The sequence below is a fragment of the Mesorhizobium sp. M0633 genome (assembly GCF_040320645.1).
Taxonomy (GTDB): domain Bacteria; phylum Pseudomonadota; class Alphaproteobacteria; order Rhizobiales; family Rhizobiaceae; genus Mesorhizobium.
This window is the reverse complement of record NZ_JAMYQC010000013.1, coordinates 1-16,040: the sequence shown is the minus strand read 5'-3', so window position 1 is coordinate 16,040 and position 16,040 is coordinate 1. Positions and strand designations below refer to the sequence as shown.

Below are 16,040 nucleotides of genomic sequence, written 5' to 3'. Positions count from 1 at the left end.
TGACAGCGTTTTGACACTTCCCGGGCACTGCAACTTTCACCTTCGTGAGCCTCCAGCACACAAAGGTCGGTTCGCGCTCGACGCGCACGAACACCACCTCAGCTCGTGAGGACGATCAGCGAGGCGCCGCCGAGTAAGCGCACCGACAGGTCCTCTCCGGCCATAGTCCGGACAATGCCTCGGGCGGCATTACCGAGGATGGCTGTAGTGGTTCTCCATTCGGGATGGATCTGCAGAATATCTTCCGCGGTCCTAGTGTACTGTGCGTCAATAATTTTAAAATCTGTGTCGCGCAGAGTCGCTAGCGCCGTTGCCTGATCAAAGTAATGCAGGTGACCAACCTCCTTGCGTTGCTTAAGATGCTGACCACGTATAAGTCCGACGACATTCATGTCAAGTGGAATATGGAACGTATAGTATCTTGATCGTCCTCTTAGTCTTCGAAGGAAGCCAATATAATCATCAACGTGCTCGAAAACATCGATGCACAAAAGAAGATCGCAATTCTCGCCGGTCTGAAAGAAGTCGCCGCAGTGAAACTTGAGGTTGTTTTTTTCTCGGTGTTTGGCCAAATTTATAGCGTAGGGAGCGATATCGTAGCCGATGGCTGTTGAATCACGGAAGATATCATGCCGAAGAAGAGCATCCAGAACGCTTCCCGTCCCACAACCTGTATCGACGATTTTCTGGCAACTGATGTTGTTGGCGTGCACGATCTTGGCGATGTTCGCGGCCTTAACACCGCCATCTTCGTCATGCCAAGTAGGATTAGCAGCGGCATAATCTATTCCGGTATAGAGGTCATTACTTGACATCATCTCTGCCATCTTTTGTGGTCGAGCCAGATTAAGTTGCCTCTTCAAATATTTCGGTGTTACTAATAGTTTCTTTTGGCTTGAAATCGACCAGCGATCGAGGTCGCTGCATGGCACAAGGCCAGGTCCAGAAGGGGATCCTAAGTCGTCCTGTCGATCGCATTTCACATTTCGGGAATGGACGAATGTTAGGGAGCCGCACCGGTCTTGAGGTCGCTCAGGGTTCCTCCGTTGCCTCGGGACTACACGCTACATGCGAACCGCGCATCTCAGTGGGCGCAACCGGATAAAAGCAAAACCTAGCCATTACAAATGTAACGACACTCTCGATGGCGTCAAGCCGCCGGCGGCGAAGCTTCCGGGGAGGTCCCGTAAGGCACGCGGCCCATCTGAGGTAGCTCATGGGAATCCAACTCCTCTCGTTCCACAGCGAGGCTGACTGGCAGAAATTTTCGCCGATCAGGGACAAGCGATGCCGCATTGTCGGCTTTACGTTCTGAACGACGGTCAACCTGCATAGACGACCATGCAGCAAAAGAGCACGCTAATCGACTGTGCCCCAGGTGGAGCTTTGGCCACTGGCTGCGCGGTTCAGACTCGTGGCAGGCGCCACGCGGCGAGAACGCGCCGCGCCATAGGGGTCAAGTATCAGCCACTTCAACAAGCCGCTCAAGCGATCGCACTTCCCCTGGATGCGGTTGCAGGTTCGGCGCGTTACATGCAGGCACGCTGGCGTTTCGATTGAACGGCCTGTCGGCGCTGTAGGGCCTGCACTCGATAGCAGGGCCAGCTCTCACCTTCGATCATTGAAGGCGGATCATGTGGGACATCGCCGCCGTGGCGCTGGCGAGATCCCTCAGCAATACGTGTAGAGACTGCATCGGCCGCGCAAACGGCACGGTCGAACATCGGGCCGGCAGCGCCAGCCATAGGTTCGACGGCTCGTCCGCCACGCAACTCGGAAGACATTCCGGCCATCCTTGTCGATGACCTCACATGCGAACGACCCCGCGAACACATGCGCTCAAACCGGCGCAACATTTCAGCCGACGGACACGGTTTTGGTAGGACGTCCGGAAGGGCGCTTCGGTGCGGCCGTTCGACACACGTCCTACATTAGAATGTGTTAATAAGTTCTCGCTGAGCCTCATTCTCGCCGCAAATGGCAGTAAGCTCGTGTTAGCTCGATATATTGTCCTCGGATTAATCACTCCCCGATAGTATAAGACGGTAAGCGGGATAAGTCCAACGAGCGAAACTGCCTGCGTTTTACTTATGGCGCAGGCGTAATTACAACAAAAAAACACAACCAGCCAAGGATACACCGTGTTTTTACTAAACAGCTCGGCGGTGCCGGAAGAGCTGCGCTCGACTTCAATTTGGCTGCGGCTGGAACCGCCGAACAGCTTGCGTGCGCGGCAGCACCCTCGACAAAATTCGTCTTCGGATGGCGAGTTCAACGTTCAGCTTGCTCGACAATAATGTCTGGGCGAGGACTTCCAAATCTCCGCTACTTTGAAACTCCGTTCGCAGTGCCCAACTGCGAGCATGCGATCTGCCGCGCGCCTTGGCGATGCGCGGCAGTGGAATTCCCTGTTTTCAACACCAAAGAGGATCACTGAATGACTCTTTCCGCCCCCGCAGGCTTTGCCTCTAGCGATCTCGTCTTCGAGGAAAACTTCTCCGGTACGGCGCTCGACAGCGACTGGCATACCTACATCACCAGCAATGCCGCCAATGGCTGGCCATGGAATAGCAATGGATCAGGAGGAAGCAACGCAGGCTCGCAATATTATGCCGACTACGATGTGCCGAGCCAAGTCTCCGTGAGCAATGGGGCCTTGGATCTCACGGCGATCAAGCAGCCCATCAGCGGCATAAATCAGGGGACCACACAGACATACCCGGTCACGTCCGGCGCGGTCAGCAGCTACGGCAACTTCGAATTCAATGGCGGCTACCTTCAGATCAGCATGAAGGCGCCAAGCGGCGATGGCGCATGGCCGGCCCTTTGGCTGTTGCCCGGCCATGGCGCCGGCAGCAGCGGCGACAATTTCGAGATCGACATGCAGGAGGGCGGATTTACCGGTTCGGGGCCGGCGGACCAGATGTTCTCCTGGCACCTCCACTCGCCGTCAGGGTGGGTAGGAAACAGCATTGATACGGGGACCGACCTCACGGCCGGCTTCCACACGTACGGCATCAACTGGGTGCCCGGTCAATCGATCACCTGGTATCTCGACGGGCATCAGATGGCGCAAGTGACCAGCGCACAGGCGCCGATCCCGGATGAACCGATGGAATTGATCATGAACAATGGGGTCGCGAATTCGAACGTGACCGGATGGCATACGGCTCTGGATGGTTCGACTCCTTCGTCGATGCAGATGCAAGTCGATCAGATTCAGCTTTACCAGAAGGCAGGCAGCGGTGACACGGTGACGGGTGCTAACGTCACTCCCCCAATCACTGGCTCGACCGGGACCGAGCCCGTGTCTGGCACCGGGACGGTTCCTTCTTCCGGCAGCACCAGCGATGGCACCTTGTACGGCACCAGCGACGCCGATGTATTACACGGAACCAGCGGCCACACGATGATTGGCTATGGCGGCAACGACACCTATTATGTCGATAATGCCAACGAGAAGGTGGTTGAGGCGGTGGGCGGCGGCAACGACAGTGTGCTCGCCTCGGTGAGCTATGCGCTTTCCGCCGGCTCGGAGATCGAGCTCCTCGCTACCAATAACGCGTCAGGCACGAAAGCAATGACCCTCGCCGGCAACGAGTTCGCCCAGACCATCCAGGGCAATGCCGGCAACAATGTCATTAACGGCGGCCTCGGCGCCGACGTCTTGACCGGCTACGGAGGCCACGATGCCTTCTCGTTCAATACTGCTCTTGGAGCCGGTAATGTCGACAAGATCACCGACTTCAAGCGCTCCCAGGATACGTTCCATCTCAGCGATACCGTTTTTGCCGGGCTTCAGCCGGGAGGGCTTCCATCCAAAGCTTTCTTTATTGGTGCAGCCGCGCATGACAGCTCCGATCACATCATCTACGACAGTGCAACCGGGGCGCTCTCTTTCGACAGTGACGGGGCCGGCGGCGCATCTCAAATACAGTTCGCAAGCCTTTCCCCACATCTGTCGCTCAACGCAGCCTCGTTCTATGTGACCTGAAGGACTACGCGGGGCTGCCATGGCCAAATAAGGACTGGATGAACAGCACCTCAAAGCCATGGTGCCGAACCGAACTCAGCGTACCAAAGGCGGGAGCCCGGTTTTCGGCGATGATCTGCCAAGCAAAAGAGATGGGGTTCCATCCCGATGCCATCGGGATGGAACCGCTCTAGTTGTGAGCTTTGCGCAGGTTGTCCATTCGGACCGAACCGAGGAGACTGGAGTTACCAAGCTTCGGGTCCGAATGAACATCCCAGACTGGCATGCGCAGCATCATCAGCTACTTTCTCTCGCCAATGATGCGATACAAGCAGGAAACACTGCGAGAGCGGTAAGAAGCCGGTTTGCAGCCGACGAAAGTTCGCCCTCCGGCTTCAACTCGAGAGCGCCGCAATCTTGTCGAGGCGATAGGTCAAAGGCGGGAAGCGGTCGGCTCGAAGCTGGATGACCATAGCCGGTTGTGGAAGGTCGAACTGCAACAACTCACTCGCGAGACAGGCCTTGCGCTCCACATTGCATCACCATCCGACGGGCACATCGACGTGGCGCAACATCGAACACCCCTGTTCTGCCGCATCACGCAAAGCTGGCGCGGACGGCGCCTCCTCAATCGCGTGGCCTGGTCGAGCTGATCGCAGTCACGACAACCAAGCGAACCCGAAGCGGGCGCGCGGTCGATTCCGCGGCCGACGAAAAACGGGATCAAATGAACGATGTCGAGATGGAGGCGCTCGCCATCTAAGGCGACGCATTCATCCGGAATGGAACTGCACCATCCGCCCGAGATCAGTGGCAATTCGGAGCAGTGACGGGTCCTAGCCCGAGCTCCCTTCCCTGCGCAATAAAGACCAACGCTTGCAGGTGACGCCAATTTGGGAAACTATTGACCAGCGAGGCCTCTCACGCGGTTGATGTGGTCCAGGCTGCCGCAGCTGAATACGCAGCGATCTCTAGTACCAACCTAGTTCTGCTGGAAAACACAAGTGCTGACGTCGCGGCGCTCATTCCTGAAGCTCTTTGGCGCCGTGTCGCTCGCGGCATTCGGTCTGGCGAGTTATGCCATCGCGATTGAGCCTCGGTTTCGACTGAGTGTCACGCACTACAAGCTCCTTCCGCCGCGCTGGCCGACCACTGCCAAGCCCCTGCGCATCGTCGTGGTCGCTGACATCCATGCCTGCGAGCCTTGGATGCCGGTTTCCAGGATCGACGAGATCGTTGGTGTTTCGAATAGCCTGCAGCCCGACATCATCCTTCTCCTTGGCGACTACGTGATGGGCGTGCTGCCCCGCTATGCCACCGGGATCGTGCCCGACACTGTTTGGGGGAATTCTCTTTCGAAACTTTCGGCGCCACTCGGCTGCCACGCCATTCTCGGCAACCACGACTGGTGGCACGGTGTCGATAGTGTCCGCGCAGCCCTCGTCGACAATGGCATTCCGGTCCTCGAGAACACCGCCACGCTTATCCGTCAGCAGGATGGCCCAGCATTCTGGCTCGCGGGTCTTGGCGACCAGTGGGCCGTGCAGTTTTCTCGCGGCGTGTACAAGGGCGTCGACGATCTGCCTGGAACAATGGCCGCAATACCCAACGACGGCAATCCGATATTGCTCCTTGCGCATGAACCGGACATCTTCATTACTGTCCCTGACCGTGTCAGCCTGACGTTATGCGGCCATACACATGGCGGACAGGTGCGCTTGCCATTCGTTGGCCCCCCCATCATCAATTCAGCCTACGGACAGCGCTTCGCTTATGGGCATGTCGTCGAGGGTGGGAGGCACATGATCGTATCCGGGGGTTTGGGCGTATCATGGCTGCCGGTGCGCTTCGGCGTGTCGCCGGAGATCATGGTCGTCGATATCGGCCCCAAAACGTCCTCTCGTCCTATAGACGAACCATCCGCTGTATCACGAGACCTGCCGTCCGCCGTTGATCGTTCGCACGAGGGTATTGATGGTTGTGTACATGCCGTATTCCCATCGCATCCAAGACGAACGCGGCACAGTCTATCATCCCTTTCTCCGACGGGCGGAGTCGGCGGATAGCTCTCGATCCACTAGAATGCCTTTAAGAAGCTGAGCCAGGCGTCCCGAAACACCTTTCTTCGACACATTCTCGGGGAACGGAAAACCTGAATGGGTACGGCATCTTGTAGCCCCATCCTTGTCGTTGGCGCCCGAGCAGAACGCATCTTGGAGCATGCAAATGGCCCTGGTTGCACGAGATCTCCTTTGGGCCATCGGCGAGCATACTCCTATTGGATGAGGCGGCGCGAACCAGCGTTTCAGGACTACTCAAATTCCTGAAGGGGCCTGCGCCCGGCAGCATGCTAGGACTGTTGCACGCAATAGCGGATCAAAACCGTGATCCTGGACATAGTCGGCCGAACCACGCCGAACACATTCCTCTTTGAAATCCAGCGTTCCGCGGTGGGCTGTCATTCAGCCGAGCCGAGCCGCAGATGGCCGATGGCGTGTAGGCAAGCGAAGAAACATACGGCAGGTCAATATCCCTGTATGGCATCGACCTCGATATAGAGAGGGGCTGCAATTCAGCCCCAGCTATAGACCGTTGCGGCCGGATCAGACGGGCTCGCGGGTGAGATAAACCGCAATTGAATTGCGCTCCACCAAGCGGGCCGCAAGGACACGGTGCTCGAAAGGTAACGTGGCCTCCGCCAGCCTCTTCAAGAGAAGCTCCGCTGCCGCCGCTCCAATCAAATGTGCCGGCTGCGCGATGGCTGTAATACCCTGGGCCACGAACTGCATCCAGTCGAGATCGTCGAAGCAGAGCAGCGAAACGTCTCCTGGAATCGCAAGCTTCAATGCGGAAATGGCCTCCAGAACCCCTGTCGACATCACACCATCGGCCGTAAACAGAGCGGACGGTGCATTGCGCATTGTCAGCAGATCGAGCGCCTCCTTGCGGGCTGCCTCGCTAGAATAGAGCGCCACGCGACGGATCAATTGCGGATCCGGCGTAATGCCCGCGGCGCGATGGGCTTCGAGATAACCCAATAGCCTCTGCCAGCTTGGATGATGGTAGCGAAGATCAGCGCTGGAGAGATCAACGTTTGCCACAAACGAGCCAACATCGTCGCGTTGGCCCGGCCCGAGTTCCGCCAATATTCCGATGCGGCTGTGTCCGGCCGCTATCATCGCCGCGATGCTGCTATGCGTTACAGAAACGTTGTCGACCACGACTGAATCGGTTTCCAGGCCCGCCACCATGCGGTCGAACTGCACGACGGGACAGCGAGCCGCGACTGCTTCATGAAGGTGATCCGGCTCGTCCACGAAGGTCGATGAGACAATTAAACCGTCGACCTGCTTTTCCAGCAGCAGTTGCACCGCCTCTTGCTCGAGTTCGGCATTTTCATCACTGTTCGTAACGACAACCCCGAAGCCGCCACGGCGCGCGACATCCCCTATTCCGCGCAGCACGCTGGCGTAGAATGGGCTTTCGATGTCGCCAACCACTACGCCGATAGTCTGCGTTTTACCGGTGATCAGACCTTTGGCAAGGCGATTGGGGCGGTAGCCCAGCTCAACTGCTGCGGCGCGCACCTTCTCCTGAACCTCGGGGCTGCTGTAGCCGTAGTCACCAAGAACACGCCCGGCCGTGGCGGAACTCACCCCGGCCCGGCGAGCGACCTCTATGATAGTTGCGTTTTTGGGTGATCTTTGAGTCACTCGGCAAAAAAACCTAGCGCCCATGCGCGCGTTGTGCCGGCGACCTAGCGGCAGTTAAGCCCGTCCGCAAGGGCGAACACCGCAACAGCCCCCGTTGCGCACACCATTGCAATCACAGCACCTCGGACAAAAAGCGCCGAAGACGCGGGCTTTGCGGGTTATCGAATAGGTCCTCTGGTCGGCCTGCCTCGACAATCCGCCCCTCGTCCATAAATACGACCTGGTTCGCGACCTTGCGAGCGAAGTTCATCTCGTGTGTAACGACCACCATCGTCATCCCGCCCCGACCAAGATCGGCCATCAAGTTCAGGACGCCTTTGACCAATTCCGGATCGAGCGCGCTGGTGACTTCGTCGAACAGCATAATCTCGGGTTCGAGGGCCAGGGCGCGCGCGATGGCCACCCGCTGCTGTTGCCCGCCCGAGAGATTGGCCGGCCGATGGTCCTTACGCTCCAGCAGTCCGACTTCATTCAGCCTCGCCAAGGCCGCGCCCTCAGCCTCCTCGCGCGACATGCGTTTAACTTTGCGAAGCGCCAAGGTGATGTTGGCGAGCGCGCTGCGGTCGGGGAACAGATTGAACTGCTGGAAAACCATGCCGACGCGCCGCCGGAGTTGGTCAGGGGTCTGTTTGTAGATGCTTTCGCCATCGAGCAGAATGTCACCGGCTCGACACTCTACGAGGCGGTTGAGGCAACGCAGCAAGGTCGACTTGCCCGAGCCCGACGGACCGATGAGGCAGGTGACGGTCCCCGGCTCCACTTTCAGACTGACGTCATGGAGGACCTGGACGACACCATAGGCCATGTCGATATTCTTCACCTCAATACCGCCACCCTTGAAGCGTGTGGGCGCTGCTGCAGGCAACGTCTCTGTGCCCGGCACGACCGCTTCGGCAAGCTCGGCGACTTCCTTGAGGCCACTTTGCACAGCGGTGATACGTTTGCCGACGCGCATGCGCGCGTCGATGTAATTGACGAGATGGGTCAGCGGCACCGTGATCACGAGATAGAACACGCCGGCCAGCAACAGCGGCGACAAGTTGCCGGTCAGCACGGCCTGGTCCTGGCCGACGCGGAACAATTCGCGTTCGGAGGCGAGCAGACCAAGAAAATAGACCAGGCTGGAGTCTTTGACGTTGCCGATGAACTGGTTGACCAGTGCAGGCAGGACGCGGCGGATGCCTTGCGGGATCACCACCAGGCGCATGCCTTGGCCATATGTCATGCCGAGAGTGCGCGTGGCGTCGATCTGACCACGCTCGACGCTCTGAATGCCGGCGCGGAAAATCTCCCCGATATAGGCGCCGGCGATCAGGCTGAGCGCCAGAATGCCCAGCGGATAAGGCGATGGACCGAACAGATCTCGGCCCAACCGCGCGAAGCCTTGGCCAATGATTAGGATTGTGACAATGGCAGGAAGCCCGCGGAAGATATCGGTGTAGACTCGGGCAAGGAGTTTCAGCGGCCGGTTCTCTGAAATCCCCATCACGGCGAGTACGATACCGATCAGCGTCCCGAAAAACGTCGAGGCAAGGGCCAGGATCAGGGTGTTCTTGAGGCCGACCATCACCATGTTCGGCAGAACTTCTGCCATCGCCTGGAAATCAAGAAAGCTGCGGGCGAAGTTGTCGAACCAGCTCATATCAAGTCCATCTATAACTCGGCCGGGCACCGTTGCTCACGGGCCCGGCCGGAAACGATAACGAATGCGCGCGAATTTACTTCTTTGGCAGATATTGATCCGGCATCGGGGTACCCGGGAACCATTTCTCGTGAAGCCGTTTCCAGGTGCCATCCTCCATGGCCTCGCGCAGTGCCTTGTTTAGCGCTTTTCGGAAAGCGTCGTTGCCCTTCTTGACCACGAACCCGGCAGGCGCGTCGAAGGACGGCACATTCATTGTTATCTTAAGGTTGTTGTAGCGCTCCACATACTGCTTGGCCGACTCATAGTCGGTGAAATGGCCATCGATCGTCCCGTTGTTCAGCGCCGCCACCGCAGTGTTGTTGTCGGGGAATTTGACGATGTCGCCCTTCAGGTTCTTCTCAGCATAGATTTCCTGCAGCGTTCCCTGGATCACGCCGATGCGCTTTCCGGCGGTGCTCTCATTGGTCGTCAGAGCCGGATCAGCCGAAATGATCGACAGGTAGCCAGCGAGATAGCCGTCGCCAAAATCCACGGTCTTCTTGCGCTCCGCGGTCGTGCCAATGGCGGCGACAGCGACGTCGAAGCGGCCGTTGGCGACAGACGGCAGCAGCGCCGAGAATTCTTGGCCGGTGAAAACGACCTGCTCCTCCTTGAACCCGAGCCGGCGCGCCACGTCGCGGAAGAGTTCAGCGTCGAAGCCGGTGAAGTTGCCGTTGGCGTCGGTGAAGACATAGGGTTTCGCATCGCCCATGGTTCCGACGCTGATCATCGTCGGGTCGATGAGGTTGTAGGGGTTGTCGGCCGCTTTTGCCTGCGTTGATGCGGCCAACGTGCCAAGTCCTGTCACCAGCGCGATCGTCAGCGCCAGACCGGATTTCACAAATTGGCGCCTGCTCGAATTCGTTTGCATGTCTTCTCCTCTTACGATTGGCCGAAGTCGGCCTGCGGTCCCACTCGACGACTCATCCATCAAAACGCTCTTTCATGGCGTTGGTTTTGAATGAGAACGTTATCACTTTAACTAGCATTGTCCATTTTTCGCGTCAATTGCTCAGTTGAATTTCGCAGCTAGACGGTTCTCTCGTCTTGAATGCGCCGAGCTCCGCGGAGGACCTCCGGCGTGATCTTTCCTAGATCGATTGCTGCCGCATAGCCGATGGCCCCGTAGTACCGGCAGGTAGCAGCCGCCGCCTCCGCGGCTTGGCCAAGAATGTCCTGAGGCGTCTCTTCCTTAAGCAGGCCGAATAGCGTTCTCGCGATGAAGGTGTCGCCCGCGCCCAGGGTGTCGACGGGTTCAACCAACCGCGCCGGGGTTCGGTAAGAGACGGTGGCGCCGTGAAGCACCGCGCCGGCCCGACCGCGAGTTACAAGAACCCACTTTGAACCAAATGCAAGCAATTCGGCTGCGATTGCGGCCAATTCCTTGTCGTCGAGACCGTCACCCGAGACGCAAGCCAGATAGCAATAGGGCCCAATCTCGCGTCGGTGTCCCGGTTCCCGCCGGGTGGAAAAATCATAAGACAACAGTGACTTACTTGATACAGCGGCAACCCAGGGGTCCAGACCGCTGGACTGGCCGATGTGGACGGCCTGAAAACCCGAGAGAAAATCCAGATCTTCTTGCGTCGGCGTGAACGCCGAAATTCCGAGATCGAAGTCCAGGAAAATCCGATCGGCGTTGCGGTGACCTATGAGGCAATAGGCGGTCGGCCCTTCAAGGCGCCGCAATCGGGTGACGTCCACGCGCTCGGACTTGAGTGCGGCGTGAATCAAGTCCCCTGCCCGGTCTTTGCCGATCGCCCCAACATAGGCCGACTGCCCGCCGAAGCGGCTGACATAGACCGAGACATTGAGGCAATTTCCGCCAGGATACATCTCGCCGCGAGCGAGATAACAATCGACCACGTTGTCGCCCATCGCGGCAATCTTGACCATCGCAGGACTTTCAGTTTAAAGGGTGTGATAACGTTCGCACAATGGCCCGCCATTGTCAATTGTGCGCCGGCCCAAGCTCTGTCAACGAGAAAGGAACCTCATGATTTTCGCCCTCCCCGCCGACGTTGAACGCGCCCTGGCCGCTACGGCGGGCAGGCAGTTTTCGCATCTTTTCCTCGTGGCGTGCGGCGGCTCGCTCTCGATCATGATGGCAGGCAAATACTTCGTCGACCGTCACAGCGGCACATTCGCCTGCGACATCTACAACGCGGATGAGTTCGTCTGCCGAGATCCGCGACGGTTGGGACCTGACGCGCTCGTTATCCTTTGCTCGCAGACAGGCACCACCCACGAGACCGTGCGAGCGGCCAATCATGCAAAGGATCAAGGCGCGACGACAATCGGCATGACGCTCGACCAGATATCGCCCCTCGCGCAGGCGGTCGACCACGCAGTCGCCTACCAGGCCTCCTACACGACGGGCAAACCGATCGATGCAGCCCGCAGCAACTACGGCGTGCTCTACATGTTGCTCGCCGGCCTAATCGATGCTCGGGAGGATGCCGGGCTGACCGCCGATCTGCTGATGAGCCTGAGCCATCTTCAGCCGGCGATCGAACGTGCGCACCGGACCTATGCCGACCGGTTTAAGGCCTTCGCACCCCGTTTCGCGCCGTGCAATACGATCTACACACTGGCCAGCGGTGCAAGCTACGGTGCGGCGTATTCCTACGCCATCTGCGTGTTGATGGAGATGCAGTGGTACGACTCGCAAGCCATACACGCCAACGAGTTCTTTCACGGCCCATTTGAGGTGGTGAACCGGGACGCTTGCTTCGTGGCCTTGCTAGGTTTGGACGAGACGAGGCACCTTACGGAACGCGCTCGCGATTTCCTTTTCAAGCACGGCAGCCGGGAAAACATCCTGGTGCTCGATGGAGCGGAACTCGACCTCAGTGGTATGTCAGAACACATCAAGCCCTATCTCGTTCCCTTGGTCTTTTTTGACACACTATGGCGTTTTGCCTACGAGCTGGCCGGTCTGCGCGGCCGGCCAATGCTTGAGGGCCGGCGCTACATGAAGAAGCTCACCGACTATTAGTTCCGCCGCGCTCTGCAGCGATCCAACAACCCCCAGCCCGTCTTCTGCGAAGAAGGATATCTCCATGACTGCCTCCCCAAAGCTGCGCCATGTCGTTGTTATCGGCGCGGGCATCTTCGGCATCTCTTCCGCGTTGCACCTTGCTCGTCTTGGCGTTGATGTAACCATTGTCAACGACGGCGCGCCGGCTAACGGTGCATCCGGCCGTTCACTTTCCTGGCTGAACTCAGCGCGACGTGCTGACACTGCCTACCACCGCTTGAGGCTTGCAGGCATCGACCGTTATCGGACCCTGGCCGCCACAAGGCCGGAAACGGCGTCGTGGCTTCGCTTTGACGGCGGCCTCACCTGGGATCGGGATGATGAGGCGAACCAGATCGCGTCCATCTGCCAACTGGAGCAGGATATTGGCTATGACGCGCTTCTGCTCGGCCCTGCCGAAGTCGGCGCAGTGACGCCCGGCGTCAACGCCAGCGCCATCACCCCGCAGGGCGCCATCTTCAATCCTGGCGAAGGATGGGTTGACCTGCCCTGCCTGATCGATCTGCTGCTCAATGAGTTCCGCTCCCGCGGCGGCAAGCTCGTCCAGAACGCCGGACGCGTGCGGACGGATGCCACAGGTGGTCGCGCGCGTGGCGTCGTCACTGCCGATGGTGTGCCGGTAAAGGCGGATGCAGTGATCCTTTGCGTTGGGCCAGCGACGCCTGTTATGCTTGCTGAGATCGGAGTCCATATCCCGGACGCTACGCCGATTTCACTCCTCTTGAAAACCAAGCCGATCAGGACCGAGCTCCGTGCCGTGCTGAATACGCCGCGCGTGGCGGTGCGCCCGACGCCGGATGGCGAACTTGTTTTGGATTCGGCGTGGTCGGAGGAAGAAGTCGTGGTCAACTCTGACGGAACTTACATCGTGCATGACAAGACCGTCAAAGGACTGCTCGACGAGGCTAGTGCGGTGCTCCAGGGCAATCCGCGGCTCCAACTCGCTACCTATTCAGTTGGCCCGAAGCCTATCCCCGGCGACGGCGAGCCAGTGCTTGGCTCCGTCGAGACCGTCGCCGGGCTTCACGTCGCCTTTGGCCACAGCGGCGCCACGCTTGGATTGATCGTCGGCGAATTGCTTGCCAAAGAAATCGCCTCAGGCAATCCGCATCCCATGCTTGCGACCTTCCGCCCTAATCGTTTCAGCTGAAAGGGCAATTGGGGCAAGGCCGAACTGTCCAGATGGGCAGCGGGCCTGGGGAAGAGATGGGTGACATGATCGTGTGATCGGGTTGTCGTCTTACGGCGACAGAGACGGCGACGAGTGTCAGCGCCGCGCGTCCAAGCGCGAACGCGCAGGGGAGAGATGAATGCCCCGCAAACTATGGTCAGATAGCCGCTCGCGATCCACTGGAGTGCGCTAAGCGCGACAAGTTGCGGAATCCTCAATTCAAAGCCAAGAAGATCGAAAGGCAGACTGCACCGAAGACCCCGGCGGTCTACCTTGTGGGAATCAGGTGCAGTGCAGACTTCCCGCCCTTCACGGCCGCCGCTGACAGCTTGCGGTCAAAGCTCGCTAGTTGGCCGCCGCGCGCCTTGGCGAGCGCGAGAAGATAGGTATCGGTGACCTGTGCCGAGGTCAGGATTTTCGCTGCATCGATGTCGCCGGAGCCAACCAGGGTCACATCGTCGGGCCAGAAGCTGTGCCCGTGCAGAGCCCGCAACTTGGTAACGATTTGCGCAACGATGGCGGGCGAACCGGGACAATTAGGATATCTTTGGTTGCCGACGATGCGCAAGACGCCGTTTTCGGTGATGGGACACGTAGCCCATGCGGCGTTACCGGTCACTTCGAACCAGGCATGCGCGTCGTCATGGGCCACGTGGCCAGGATCTATCAGTGCGATCAGCACATTGAGATCGAGCAGGAACGTCAAGGCAGTTCGTCTCGCAAGGCATTGACCGTCTCAAGCGTGACAGGAGGTGCATCCGGCCGAGGCGACAATAGAGGTATCCCATTGCGCTCGCCGCCGGCTTGAGGCCGGCGCAGCGAGCGCCGGGCGAGATCGGTGATGACCTCGCCGAGGCTGCGATCCTGCTGCCGGGCCATGGCCTTGGCCGCGACCAGGACATCGTCATCGATCGCCAGTGTGGTTCTCATATCGCCCTCCTTGGTGGGCATCAAACATCACGCATCATATAGAATAGCGACGTCGGATACTCAAGCGGTGCGAATAGCCGGCGGACTTTGCGTGGAACGCGTTTTGTGCCGGAAGGATCGTCGCTCCACGGCTTCAACCTTTGTATGCGACGAGAACTGCGCCCGCTGCTGCAATCAGTGAAACGCCAAGCCAGTTCGGCAGGGACAATTGTTCACTGAGGAAACCCACTCCGAATGCCGTGTCAAGCGCGCCGCTTAGCCTGGCGTCACCGAGCAACTCCCCCTCCCATAATGCAGCATCAGGGCTGCGGTCACATATCTTGATTGTGTTTGCTGACGTCAGCCAGATCCAGCCACGTCGACAACAGCCTTGATCAGACCGGACTTCTGCTGCGCCCAGATCGCAATATCGCGTGGGCTGTCGCGCAGGGTGGTGCGATGGGTGACGAGTCGGTCGATTGGTATTTTTCCAGCGCAGATCGAGGCAATGACGTGCTGGAAATCGCTACGCGTCGCGTTGCGACTGCCGATCAGCATCATTTCCCGCTTGTGGAACTCTGGATCGGAGAAGGTTATGTGTCCGGCACGACGCTGACCATCACCATGACGCCGCCATGGGCAACATAGGCAAAGGCGGACTGGATCGAACGGCTGTTTCCCGTTGCGTCGAAGACGACGTCGAAACCTGTTCCCGCAGTGCGCTCCGCTATCGTTTCGATGATCGATCCCTTCGACCCGTCGATCACCAGGAAGCCCAATTGCCTTGCGGCAAAGGCCAGCCGCTCGGCATCGACGTCCATGACGGTCACGTTGAGTTGCGCGATGCGCGCAAAAAGCGCGGTGCCGAGGCCGATCGGCCCGGCTCCGATAACCAAGGTGCGAATGCCCGGCCCCGCCATGGACCTGCGGACCGCGTGAGCACCAATGGCCAGAAACTCGACCGTGGCCGCCTCGACCGGTGACAGACCGGCCGCGGGAATCAAGTTCTGCGCCGGCACGAAAATCTGCTCACTCATGGGACCGTCACGGTGCACGCCAAGCACCTCGATCGCCATGCAGCAGTTCGGCTTGCCCTGGCGGCAGGCGGCACAATGTCCGCAGGAAAGATAAGGATTGACGAGGATTTGCTCTCCAACCGCCATATGCACGGGCGCGTTGATTGCCGCGATTGTTCCCGAAACTTCATGGCCCATGACGCGTGGATAGGCGAGGTAAGGATGCCTGCCCTCGAAGATGTGGTAGTCGGTTCCGCATATCCCGACATAGGCGACATCGACCAGTGCCCAGCCCTCCGGCGGAGTGCCTGGCGCCTGCTGCTCCTCAAACACCAGCCTGCCGGGCTCGGCGCATCGCACGACTTTGATGCTGGGGCTCATGATTGTAATTCACCCCTTGCTAAGCTGGAGTCCGGCAGGAAGTGGGGGGGGGGGGGGGGGGGGGCGCGCCCCCCGCGGGGGCGCAGCACGAGATTACATTAGGAGGGGCGCCCGCGCGCCCGCCCGGGGCGCCAGGTCCGGACGGGGGGGTCG

General features: G+C 59.1%; 10 protein-coding genes and 3 pseudogenes. 4 read left to right on the top strand and 9 right to left on the bottom strand.

Features of this window, described 5'->3' with window-relative positions:
* Nucleotides 1–98: 98 nt before the first annotated feature.
* Entirely contained in the window at nt 99–827 is a 729-nt protein-coding gene (locus NKI47_RS15760) for a class I SAM-dependent methyltransferase (protein WP_352591330.1), read from the bottom strand.
* Nucleotides 828–2,437: 1,610 nt separating this feature from the next.
* On the opposite strand from NKI47_RS15760, the gene NKI47_RS15755 reads away from it, so the two are divergent.
* Both NKI47_RS15755 and NKI47_RS15750 read left to right on the top strand, forming a co-directional pair.
* Nucleotides 2,438–3,994, top strand: a complete 1,557-nt coding sequence (locus NKI47_RS15755) for a family 16 glycosylhydrolase (RefSeq protein ID WP_352591328.1) — start codon at nt 2,438–2,440, stop codon at nt 3,992–3,994.
* Between the two features lie 986 nt (nt 3,995–4,980).
* Nucleotides 4,981–5,859: pseudogene (locus tag NKI47_RS15750) on the top strand (metallophosphoesterase); the annotation flags it as partial.
* Nucleotides 5,860–6,576: 717 nt separating this feature from the next.
* Here NKI47_RS15750 and NKI47_RS15745 read toward each other — a convergent pair.
* From NKI47_RS15745 to NKI47_RS15730, 4 genes are all read right to left on the bottom strand, one after another.
* Entirely contained in the window at nt 6,577–7,710 is a 1,134-nt protein-coding gene (locus NKI47_RS15745; protein WP_352591322.1) for a LacI family DNA-binding transcriptional regulator, read from the bottom strand.
* 88 nt (nt 7,711–7,798) lie between these two features.
* Nucleotides 7,799–9,328, bottom strand: coding sequence for an amino acid ABC transporter permease/ATP-binding protein (locus tag NKI47_RS15740; RefSeq protein WP_352591319.1), 1,530 nt, complete (start codon nt 9,326–9,328; stop codon nt 7,799–7,801).
* A 76-nt stretch (nt 9,329–9,404) separates the two neighbouring features.
* Nucleotides 9,405–10,241 (bottom strand): ABC transporter substrate-binding protein, encoded by an 837-nt coding sequence (locus NKI47_RS15735; protein ID WP_352591316.1) that lies wholly within the window; start codon nt 10,239–10,241, stop codon nt 9,405–9,407.
* A 158-nt stretch (nt 10,242–10,399) separates the two neighbouring features.
* Nucleotides 10,400–11,266, bottom strand: a complete 867-nt coding sequence (locus NKI47_RS15730) for a PfkB family carbohydrate kinase (protein WP_352591313.1) — start codon at nt 11,264–11,266, stop codon at nt 10,400–10,402.
* Nucleotides 11,267–11,366: 100 nt separating this feature from the next.
* Between NKI47_RS15730 and NKI47_RS15725 the strand changes: the two genes are divergently transcribed.
* Nucleotides 11,367–12,368 (top strand): SIS domain-containing protein, encoded by a 1,002-nt coding sequence (locus NKI47_RS15725; protein ID WP_352591310.1) that lies wholly within the window; start codon nt 11,367–11,369, stop codon nt 12,366–12,368.
* A gap of 64 nt (nt 12,369–12,432) precedes the next feature.
* A complete protein-coding gene (locus tag NKI47_RS15720) occupies nt 12,433–13,560 on the top strand; it encodes an NAD(P)/FAD-dependent oxidoreductase (protein WP_352591307.1) in 1,128 nt (375 codons plus the stop codon).
* Nucleotides 13,561–13,849: 289 nt separating this feature from the next.
* On the opposite strand, the gene NKI47_RS15715 is transcribed toward NKI47_RS15720, so the two are convergent.
* The 4 genes and pseudogenes from NKI47_RS15715 to NKI47_RS15700 form a co-directional block, all read right to left on the bottom strand.
* Nucleotides 13,850–14,287, bottom strand: a complete 438-nt coding sequence (locus NKI47_RS15715; RefSeq protein ID WP_352591305.1) for a TA system VapC family ribonuclease toxin — start codon at nt 14,285–14,287, stop codon at nt 13,850–13,852.
* Nucleotides 14,284–14,511, bottom strand: coding sequence for a CopG family transcriptional regulator (locus NKI47_RS15710; protein ID WP_352569963.1), 228 nt, complete (start codon nt 14,509–14,511; stop codon nt 14,284–14,286). The genes NKI47_RS15715 and NKI47_RS15710 overlap by 4 nt, the downstream gene beginning before the upstream one ends.
* A gap of 133 nt (nt 14,512–14,644) precedes the next feature.
* Nucleotides 14,645–14,746 (bottom strand): annotated as a pseudogene (locus tag NKI47_RS15705) (EamA family transporter); the annotation flags it as partial.
* A gap of 104 nt (nt 14,747–14,850) precedes the next feature.
* A pseudogene (locus NKI47_RS15700) lies at nt 14,851–15,875 on the bottom strand (zinc-binding alcohol dehydrogenase family protein).
* Between the last annotated feature and the right edge of the window lie 165 nt (nt 15,876–16,040).

Coding starts and splice junctions, on each gene's coding strand:
- NKI47_RS15740 (WP_352591319.1), bottom strand. CDS start 9,328: ATGAGCTGGTTCGACAACTTCGCCCGCAGCTTTCTTGATTTCCAGGCG.
- NKI47_RS15710 (WP_352569963.1), bottom strand. CDS start 14,511: ATGAGAACCACACTGGCGATCGATGACGATGTCCTGGTCGCGGCCAAG.
- NKI47_RS15755 (WP_352591328.1), top strand. CDS start 2,438: ATGACTCTTTCCGCCCCCGCAGGCTTTGCCTCTAGCGATCTCGTCTTC.
- NKI47_RS15720 (WP_352591307.1), top strand. CDS start 12,433: ATGACTGCCTCCCCAAAGCTGCGCCATGTCGTTGTTATCGGCGCGGGC.
- NKI47_RS15730 (WP_352591313.1), bottom strand. CDS start 11,266: ATGGTCAAGATTGCCGCGATGGGCGACAACGTGGTCGATTGTTATCTC.
- NKI47_RS15745 (WP_352591322.1), bottom strand. CDS start 7,710: ATGGGCGCTAGGTTTTTTTGCCGAGTGACTCAAAGATCACCCAAAAAC.
- NKI47_RS15760 (WP_352591330.1), bottom strand. CDS start 827: ATGGCAGAGATGATGTCAAGTAATGACCTCTATACCGGAATAGATTAT.
- NKI47_RS15725 (WP_352591310.1), top strand. CDS start 11,367: ATGATTTTCGCCCTCCCCGCCGACGTTGAACGCGCCCTGGCCGCTACG.
- NKI47_RS15735 (WP_352591316.1), bottom strand. CDS start 10,241: ATGCAAACGAATTCGAGCAGGCGCCAATTTGTGAAATCCGGTCTGGCG.